The organism is Massilia phosphatilytica (assembly GCF_977014125.1).
Window position 1 is genome coordinate 1 of the sequence record NZ_CDRNIL010000002.1, and the last position, 8,480, is coordinate 8,480.

Here is an 8,480-nt window from a genome sequence, read left to right on the forward strand (position 1 = left end):
AGCCGTGCGCTTCCAGACTGCAGGCAGCGCAGCACGTTGGTGATCTGGCTGCTCAATTCGCGCGTGTGGATCGGATGGCGCCAGATCTCGGTCAGCGCGGTGCGGCCCAGGTCGCGGCCTTTATTCTTGCGCAGCACGGTCGCGACTTCGGCCTGGCAGCACGGCACCAGCGCGATATGCTCGCCTGCTTCTTCAGCGCGAAGTCGATGGCGTCGTCCGTCGCCGTGTTGCAGGCATGGAGTGCCGTCACGACGTCGATCGTGGCCGGCGGCTTGTCCGACCCGGTCGATTCCGCGACCGACAGGTTCCAGGAACGACATGCCCGGGAAGCCCAGGCGCGCGGCCAGTGCCGCCGACTTGCACGAGTTCCTCGCGCGTCTCGATGCCGTAGATGTGGCCACCGTTCTCGCGGTTCTTGAAGAACAGGTCGTACAGGATGAAGCCGAGGTAGGACTTGCCGGCGCCGTGGTCGACCACGGTCGCGCCCTGCCCGTCCTTCTGCGCCTCAACATCCTGAGCAGCGGCTCGATGAACTGCACGAGGTGGTAGACCTGCTTCAGTCTTTGGCGGCTGTCCTGGTTCAGCTTGCCGTCGCGCGTGAGGATGTGCAGTTCCTTCAGCAGTTCGATCGACTGGCCCGGCTTGATTTCAGGCGCCTGTTCGTAGATCGTCGGGACTGGTTTTTTATCTTGCTTCATCGATCCATGCCGCCTGGATGGCTTCCAAGACGCGCTCGCCGCCGCGCGCGTGGTCGTCGTCGAAGCCATCCAGCGCGACGACCCGGTTATGCAGGTCGACGAAGCGCACGGTGGCCGGATCGACGTCCGGATAGGTTTCGTACAAGGCCTCGGCGATGGCCGTGACATCGGTCCACTTCATGGTGTCCTCCGTCGTGCTCAGTGATTCTCGGCTGCGTGGTTGATCGTGTACTTGGGGATCTCGACGACGAGGTCTTCGTCGGCGATCGATGGCCTGGCAGGACAGGCGCGAGTTCGGCTCCAGGCCCCAGGCCTTGTCGAGCATGTCCTCTTCCTTTTCTTCCTGCTCGTTCAGCGAGCCGAAGCCTTTTCGCGCACGATCACGTGGCAGGTCGTGCACCGCGCGCGCGCGGTCGCAGGCGTGCTCGATCTCGATGTCGTTCTCGAGCAGCGTGTCGCAGATCGACTTGCCGCTCTGGCCGTCGAGCACGGCGCCATCGGGGCAGAAGACGGGATGGGGGAGGATGACGATTTGTGGCACTGATTGACCTCTTGGATTTTGTTTGCTCTGTGGCGTGGCCGATATGTTATCCGCGCCCTTCGAACCGTAGTACCCGCGCAGGCGGGGACCCAGATCGTCGATCGAAATCGGTACGGCGGTCACGCCGCAACCGATACGATTCCTGCTGCTCAACTTGGGTTCCCGCCTGCGCGGGAACGACGCTGCTTTAATGTACTTGGCGTTCCCGCCTGAGCGGGAACGACGTTGCTTGGCGTAGCACGTAGGGTGGCACCCCGTGCCCACCAAGCGTTTCATACCTGATCCAGCGTCTTGCCGGCGGGACCACTGCGCACGCTCTTGTCCATGCGCCGCGCGGCGAATTCCTCGGTGCCGTGGGCCAGCGCCTGCACGGCGGCGTGCAGCGCGTTCTGGCGCGCGTCGACCGCGACGTCCGCATCGTTCGAACGTTCCACCGCGTCGCGCACGACCTGCACCAGCGCTGCGACCGCGTCCTGTTCTGCGGCGCTCAGCAGGTCGGCGTCCGTATCGAGCGCGGACTGCGTGGCCGGCGGTACGCTCGGCCTCGACCTGCTCCTCGCGCAGCGCGCGCGCGACCATGTCGACCTGCGCCGAGTTGTACAAGGCTCGAAGCGCGCCAGCGAACGGCAGTCGGACACCAGCTCGCGCTCGCCCTGCACCACGTGCAGGCGCGGGACCGTGTGGCCGTCCTTGAACGTCGTGAATTCCTGGGCGCGGCGGCACCGGGATCGTCGCTGCGCGGGATGATCTTCTCGACCAGGCCGCCCATCGTCTGGATGCCGAGCGACGGCGGGATCACGTCCAGCAGCAGCCAGTCGTCGCCCGCCGCGCGGTTGCCGGCCAGGAGATTCGCCTGGATGGCGGCGCCCAGCGCGACGATCTTCCGGGTCGATGTTCGCGTGCGGGATCGTCTTGAAAAAGTCGCCGACGGCGCGGCGGATGTGCGGCATGCGCGTGGCGCCGCCGACGAGCACGACGCCGTCGACGTCCTCGACGGACACGCTGGCGTCGCGCATGGCCTTGCGCACGGCGTTCATCGTCTTCGCGACGAGCGGCTGGGTGATCTCGGCGAAGGTCTTCGCGCTGACGGTCACCTGCACCACTTCGCCCGATTTCAGGATCGCCTCGACCGTCGTCTCTTCGTTCGTCGACAGCAGCTCCTTGGCCTGGCGCGCCTTGACCATCAAGGTCGCGGTGTCGACTTCGGACAGCGGCGCGAGGCCGGCCTGCTGGGTGATATGGCAGAACAGGCGCTGGTCGAAGTCGTCGCCGCCGAGCGCCGAATCGCCGCCGGTGGACAGCACTTCGAACACGCCCTTGGAGAGCTTGAGGATCGAGATGTCGAACGTGCCGCCGCCCAGGTCGTACACGGCGAACACGCCTTCCTTGCCGTGGTCGAGGCCATACGCGATGGCGGCGGCGGTCGGCTCGGACAGCAGGCGCAGCACGTTCAGGCCGGCCAGCTGGGCCGCGTCCTTGGTCGCCTGGCGCTGGGCGTCGTCGAAATACGCGGGCACCGTGATGACGGCGCCGACCAGTTCATCGCCCAGCGCATCCTCGGCCGTCTGGCGCAAGGTGGCCAGGATCTGCGCGGAGACTTCGACGGGCGACTTCACGCCGGCCACGGTTTTCAATTGGACCATCCCGTGACCGCCTTCGCGGCCACCATCGACAAAATCGTACGGCAGGTTCTCGACGTGCCGCGATGTCCTTCAGGCCGCGGCCCATGAAGCGCTTGACGGAGACGATGGTGTTCTTGGGATCGGTGGTGCGGGCCGCCATGGCCTTGTAGCCGATGTTGGCGTGGCCGTTCGGCAGGTAGCGCACGATCGATGGCAGCAGCGCGCGGCCGTCCTCGTCGGAGAGCACTTCCGGGATCGAGTGGCGCACGGTCGCGACGAGGGAATTGGTGGTACCCAGGTCGATGCCCACCGCCAGCCGGTGCTGGTGCGGCGCGGTCGACATGCCGGGTTCGGGAGATCTGCAGTAGTGCCATGGTCGTGTTACCTAATCTTCTTGTTGGATACTGTCGCAAATTGCGTAGGGTGGGCACCCTACCAAGCTCGTCCCGTTTATCGTCGTCTCAACTCTCCAGCGCCTCGAACGCGTAATGCAATTCGTCGCCGAATTTATCGAGGAACATCAGTGCCCGCACGCCTTGCGCCGCCTGCGGGTAGTCGCCGGCGTCGAGCAGCTTGCCGACCTGCGCCAGGCGCTGCTTGCGCTCGCCGCGCACGCGGGCGTCCAGCGCGTCGAGGGCGCCCGCGTCCTTCGCGGCGCGCGCGTCGGACAAGGCCTCGCGCAGCTCCATCTGCTCCATCAGGAAGTCCATCGGCATCGCCGTGTTCGACTCGGTCTGCAGGTCGACGCCATTCAGCTCGCACAGGTAGCGCGCGCGCAGCATCGGATTCTTCAGCGTCTGGTAGGCCTCGTTGGCGCGCGTGGCCCATTGCATCGCGACGCGTTTTTCGGCGTCGGTCGCGTTCACGAAACGGTCCGGATGGACGCGGCCCTGGACTTCGCGGTAAGCGGTATCCAGCGCCTCCATGTCGACGTCGAACCTGGCCGGCAGCTGGAACAGCTCGAAGTGGTTTTGCACGATCGGGGGCTCCCGAGGTCAGGAATCCGGGAAGCTTTCGCCGCAACCGCAATTGTCCTTGACGTTCGGGTTGTTGAAGCGGAAGCCCTGGTTGCGGCCTTCGCGGGCGAAATCGAGGACTGCGGTGCCGTCGATGTACGGCAGGCTCTTTGGATCGACAAACACTTTCACGCCGTGCGATTCGAAGACCGTGTCCTCGGCCGCCGCTTCGTCGACGTATTCCAGCTTGTAGGCCAGGCCGGAGCAGCCGGTGGTGCGCACGCCGAAACGCAGGCCCACGCCCTTGCCCCGACGCTCGAGGTAACGGTTGATGTGCTTTGCGGCTTTTTCGGTCAGGGTCACAGCCATGTCAAAAATCTCCAGCTTCGGTGGGACCACGATAAACCTGCTCGCTACGGTTTCTCGCGGTCCGTGCGGGTACGTGTTTTTTTATGAAAACCCGCTTACGCGGCTTTTTCTTCGGCGCCGTGCTTCTGCTTGTAGTCGGCGACGGCTGCCTTGATGGCGTCCTCGGCCAGGCGATCGAGCAGTGGATCTTCACCGGCGGCAGCGCCAGTTCTTCGGCGATCTGCGTGTTCTTGATGGACAGCGCTTCGTCCAGCGACTTGCCCTTGACCCATTCGGTCACGAGCGAGCTCGATGCGATCGCGGAACCGCAGCCGTAGGTCTTGAACTTCGCGTCTTCGATGACGCCCGCTTCGTTGACCTTGATCTGCAACTTCATCACGTCGCCGCAGGCCGGTGCGCCGACCATGCCGGTGCCGACGTCGTCGGAATTCTTGTCGAACGAGCCGACGTTGCGCGGGTTTTCGTAGTGGTCGAGGACCTTGTCGGAATATGCCATGGTAGTACTCCTTGGCGTTCTGTTCGGTGAACTGAAGTGGGCGGCCCACTGGATCGAGTTCAGGTCGATGCCGTCCTTGTGCATTTCCCACAGCGGCGACAGTTCGCGCAGCTTGCCGACCTTGGACTTCAGCAGGTTGACGGCGAAGTCGATGTCTTCTTCGGTCGTGAAGCGGCCGATGGTGAAACGGATCGAGCTGTGTGCCAGTTCGTCGCTGCGGCCCAGGGCGCGCAGCACGTACGACGGTTCCAGGCTGGCCGACGTGCAGGCCGAACCGGACGACACGGCGATGTCCTTGATGGCCATGATCAGCGATTCGCCTTCGACGAAGTTGAACGACACGTTCAGGTTGTGCGGCACGCGGTGTTCCATGTCGCCGTTGATGTAGACCTCTTCGATCTCCGTCAGGCCCTTGGCCAGGCGGTCGCGCAGCGCTTTCACGCGCGCGGTCTCTGCATCCATCTCTTCGCGGGCGATGCGGAAGGCTTCGCCCATGCCGACGATCTGGTGCGTCGGCAGCGTGCCCGAACGCAGGCCGCGCTCGTGGCCGCCGCCGTGCATCTGCGCTTCCAGGCGCACGCGCGGCTTGCGGCGGACGTACAGCGCGCCGATGCCTTTCGGGCCATAGGTCTTGTGCGCCGTGAAGGTCATCAGGTCGACCTTGAGCTCTTCCAGGTTGATGTGCACCTTGCCGGTGGCCTGGGCGGCGTCGGAGTGGAAGATCACGCCCTTCTTGCGGCACAGTTCACCGATTTCCTTGATCGGCTGGATCACGCCGATCTCGTTATTCACGAACATCACCGACACGAGGATGGTGTCCGGACGGATCGCCGCTTCCAGTTGCTCGAGCGAGATCAGGCCGTTGTCCTGCGGTTCCAGGTAGGTCGCCTCGAAGCCCTGGCGTTCCAGTTCGCGCACGGTGTCCAGCACGGCCTTGTGCTCGGTCTTGACCGTGATGATGTGCTTGCCCTTCGACTTGTAGAAGTGCGCCGCGCCCTTGAGTGCGAGGTTGTTCGATTCGGTCGCGCCCGAGGTCCAGATGATCTCGCGCGGATCTGCGCCGACGAGTGCCGCGACCTGCGCGCGCGCTTCCTCGACGGCCGCCTCGGCGCTCCAGCCGTACGCGTGGCTGCGCGAGGCGGGGTTGCCGAACTGCTCGCGCAGGTACGGGATCATCTTGTCCGCCACGCGCGGGTCGATCGGCGTCGTGGCCGAATAATCCATGTAGATCGGGAAATGCGGCGCAGTCGCGAAGCTCTGCTCGATTTTTTTGTCCAAGGGCGCGTTCATCAGTTCACTCCAATATGCTTAGCTTCAGTATTTTCCGACGGCGCGGGGCGGTGCATCACCACGACGTTCTGTTCTTTCTGCTTCTGCTGGTCGACGAGGTGCTGCAGCGTGACGGAATCGAGGAGATCAGCACGATCTGGGCATTCAGCGTGGCCCACAGCTCGCGCGTCATGCGGCGGGTGCCGCCGGCGGCGTCGGCGCCGTGGCAGCCTCTTTCCTCGCCGCCGCACTGGGTCGCATCGATCGGCTCGTCGACGGCGATGATGATGTCGGCGACGTGTCACCTTGTCGGCAGTGCGCGCCAGGCTGTAGCCGCCGCCCGGGCCGCGCACCGATCTCGACGATCTCGTGCCGGCGCAGCTTGCCGAACAACTGCTCCAGGTAGGACAGCGAAATGGCCTGGCGCTGGCTGATGCCCGACAGCGTGACCGGACCATTGCCCTGGCGCAGGGCGAGATCGATCATCGCGGTAACAGCAAAACGGCCTTTGGTGGTCAGACGCATCACAACCCCGGTTGGTTTTCCAGACAGTGTTAAAATCTTGCTTCTCTTCGATCAATCAAGCTTTCATCTGTCCTCGAGGACATTCAGCAAAGCCTGATTAGTTGATCGATTTAGTCAAGTATAGCGTATTTCGCCAGCCTTTGCTTGGCGCCCCCTTTTCAGCGGCGGCGCAGCAAATGCATCAGGCCGAACAGTTGCTGCATGCCCGCGTGACGAATGAACGACAGGTTGTATGGGTGCTCGGCGTGGATCTGCGGCAAGCCCGCCGTTTCCGGCACCTTGTTCAGCTGCTCGGCGATCTTGCCCCACAAGACCAGCGTCGGCTTGTCGGCCCGCGCCGCCAGCGCGGCGAACACGGCGCGCTGGAACGGCACCCAGGCGCGCGCTTCCTGCACGGGAGGCACGTGCTTGCGGAACACGAGGGCCGCATTCAACAACAGGAAACCGTGGCCGAGCAGGTTGTCCTGCAGCTCGGCCAGCGTGCGGATCGCACCGTTCGCCTCGGCCGCCTTCGCGACGGGCGCCAGCGCCGCGCCGCCCGTATCGTCCGGGCTCAGCTGACCATCGGCCACGAGCAGCATCTTCATGAAGTTGCGCAGCGACGTCGCGCGGTTGACGGGCTTCGACAGGCCCGTGTCCGACCACAGCGGCCCGACCGCGCCATCCATGAAGCACACGCCCGTCGCGCTCTCTTCGGCGCGGATACGGGCCCTCTCCCACCAGCACGTAGCGCACGGCGGGCAGCGGCAGGGCGAACGCGGCGAACAGGCGGCCGGCCGTCGGCAGGTAATGGTCGTTCGCCAGATCCGGCAGGTAGGCGGGCGCGGCCCGCATCATCGCGTCGAGGCCGGCAATGAGATGCGGGCGCCAGGAAGCGTCGGCGCGCTCCAGCGCAGCGGCGATGGTCGGGGGAATGGCGGCGGAAATGGCGTGGTCCGGCATGGCATCGATCACGGTTAAAAGGGGCAAATTGTAGCCGAGCCGGGTTCGCACAAGTCCTTCATGTACGGGCTGTTCCGCAAGTCAACGTAGCGTCCGGCATTCGCGAATGCGTGCATCATGCATTCCCGTTTTAACGCCGTGTGAACGTATCGAGGAGATGCAAATGCAGACGATTCAGGATGTGATGACCCGCGACGTGCAAAGCATTTCGCCGCAGGAAACCGTGCAGCGCGCCGCGCAGATGATGGATGAACTGAACGTGGGATCGATCCCCGTGCTGGACGGCCCCAGGCTGGTCGGCATGATCACCGACCGCGACATCACGGTCCGCTCGACCGCGGCCGGCCAGGCGCCGGGGCAGACGCGCGTGGGCGACGTGATGAGCACCGACGTGCGCACCTGCGCGCCCGACCAGTCGGTGGACGAGGTATTCGGCCAGATGGGCGACGTGCAGATCCGCCGCGTGCCCGTCGTCGACGCGGGCGTCGCACGAGGTGGTCGGCATCGTCTCGCTGGGCGACATGGCGGCCAAGCATTCGGCCGGCATCGACCATACGCTGGAAGAAATCTCGACGCCGGCCGAGCCGGATCGCTCGACCACGGGGTCAGCAGACGCGGCACTGACGTTAGCGGCGGACCGCGCGGCGGGTCGACTCGCCGCGCGGTCCGCCTTATTCCGCGTCCGGCTGGTGGGACGGATGCGCCGCCACGAAAGCGGGGATCTCCACGCAGGCCGCGTCGATGCGCGCGATGTTCGGATAGGCCGCGATGTCGACGCCCTGGCGCTGCGCATTGAACACCTGCGGCACGAGGAAGCAGTCGGCGATGGTCGGCAGATAGCCGTGGCACAGCGGCCCCGCGCCTGGGGTCGCGCGCCAGGTGCTTTTCCAGCACGTCGAGGCCGCCCAGCAGCCAGTGACGGTACCACTGCGTCTTGACCTCTTCCGACAGGCCGAGGTCGTTCACGAGATAGCGCAGCACGCGCAGGTTGTTCACCGGATGGATGTCGCAGGCGACGATCTGCGCCAGCTGGCGCGCGCGCGCGCGGCGGCATCCTTGGGC

5 protein-coding genes and 8 pseudogenes are annotated in these 8,480 nt (G+C 65.1%); 2 read left to right on the top strand and 11 right to left on the bottom strand.

Annotation, left to right across the window (positions count from 1 at the left end):
* The 10 genes and pseudogenes from ACWNCF_RS00055 to ACWNCF_RS00100 all read right to left on the bottom strand — a co-directional run.
* A pseudogene (locus tag ACWNCF_RS00055) lies at positions 1 to 698 on the bottom strand (class I SAM-dependent methyltransferase); the annotation flags it as partial.
* Complete coding sequence (gene iscX / locus ACWNCF_RS00060) at positions 685 to 879, bottom strand: Fe-S cluster assembly protein IscX (protein WP_449405586.1); 195 nt, start codon at positions 877 to 879, stop codon at positions 685 to 687. The gene iscX and the pseudogene ACWNCF_RS00055, both read right to left, overlap by 14 nt.
* Positions 880 to 896: 17 nt before the next feature.
* Positions 897 to 1,239, bottom strand: a pseudogene (gene fdx, locus ACWNCF_RS00065) (ISC system 2Fe-2S type ferredoxin).
* Positions 1,240 to 1,511: 272 nt separating this feature from the next.
* Positions 1,512 to 3,235: pseudogene (gene hscA / locus ACWNCF_RS00070) on the bottom strand (Fe-S protein assembly chaperone HscA).
* Positions 3,236 to 3,322: 87 nt separating this feature from the next.
* Positions 3,323 to 3,838: a Fe-S protein assembly co-chaperone HscB gene (gene hscB / locus ACWNCF_RS00075; protein ID WP_449405587.1), complete on the bottom strand. Its 516-nt coding sequence runs from the start codon at positions 3,836 to 3,838 to the stop codon at positions 3,323 to 3,325.
* Positions 3,839 to 3,856: 18 nt separating this feature from the next.
* Positions 3,857 to 4,186: an iron-sulfur cluster assembly protein IscA gene (iscA, locus tag ACWNCF_RS00080; protein ID WP_449405588.1), complete on the bottom strand. Its 330-nt coding sequence runs from the start codon at positions 4,184 to 4,186 to the stop codon at positions 3,857 to 3,859.
* 95 nt (positions 4,187 to 4,281) lie between these two features.
* A pseudogene (iscU, locus tag ACWNCF_RS00085) lies at positions 4,282 to 4,682 on the bottom strand (Fe-S cluster assembly scaffold IscU).
* 36 nt (positions 4,683 to 4,718) lie between these two features.
* A pseudogene (locus ACWNCF_RS00090) lies at positions 4,719 to 5,972 on the bottom strand (IscS subfamily cysteine desulfurase); the annotation flags it as partial.
* Positions 5,972 to 6,476: pseudogene (locus ACWNCF_RS00095) on the bottom strand (Rrf2 family transcriptional regulator). The pseudogenes ACWNCF_RS00090 and ACWNCF_RS00095, both read right to left, overlap by 1 nt.
* 158 nt (positions 6,477 to 6,634) lie before the next feature.
* Positions 6,635 to 7,418 (bottom strand): annotated as a pseudogene (locus tag ACWNCF_RS00100) (uracil-DNA glycosylase).
* 184 nt (positions 7,419 to 7,602) lie between these two features.
* On the opposite strand from ACWNCF_RS00100, the pseudogene ACWNCF_RS00105 reads away from it, so the two are divergent.
* Positions 7,603 to 7,848, top strand: a pseudogene (locus ACWNCF_RS00105) (CBS domain-containing protein); the annotation flags it as partial.
* A gap of 241 nt (positions 7,849 to 8,089) precedes the next feature.
* Here ACWNCF_RS00105 and ACWNCF_RS00110 read toward each other — a convergent pair.
* Complete coding sequence (locus ACWNCF_RS00110; RefSeq protein ID WP_449405590.1) at positions 8,090 to 8,227, bottom strand: hypothetical protein; 138 nt, start codon at positions 8,225 to 8,227, stop codon at positions 8,090 to 8,092.
* Between the two features lie 70 nt (positions 8,228 to 8,297).
* Between ACWNCF_RS00110 and ACWNCF_RS00115 the strand changes: the two genes are divergently transcribed.
* On the top strand, positions 8,298 to 8,480 hold a 183-nt coding region (locus ACWNCF_RS00115), incomplete at its 3' end, for a hypothetical protein (protein ID WP_449405589.1).

Excerpts from the sequence above, each read along its gene's own strand:
- iscX (WP_449405586.1), bottom strand. The coding sequence starts at position 879 with ATGAAGTGGACCGATGTCACGGCCATCGCCGAGGCCTTGTACGAAACC.
- iscA (WP_449405588.1), bottom strand. The coding sequence starts at position 4,186 with ATGGCTGTGACCCTGACCGAAAAAGCCGCAAAGCACATCAACCGTTAC.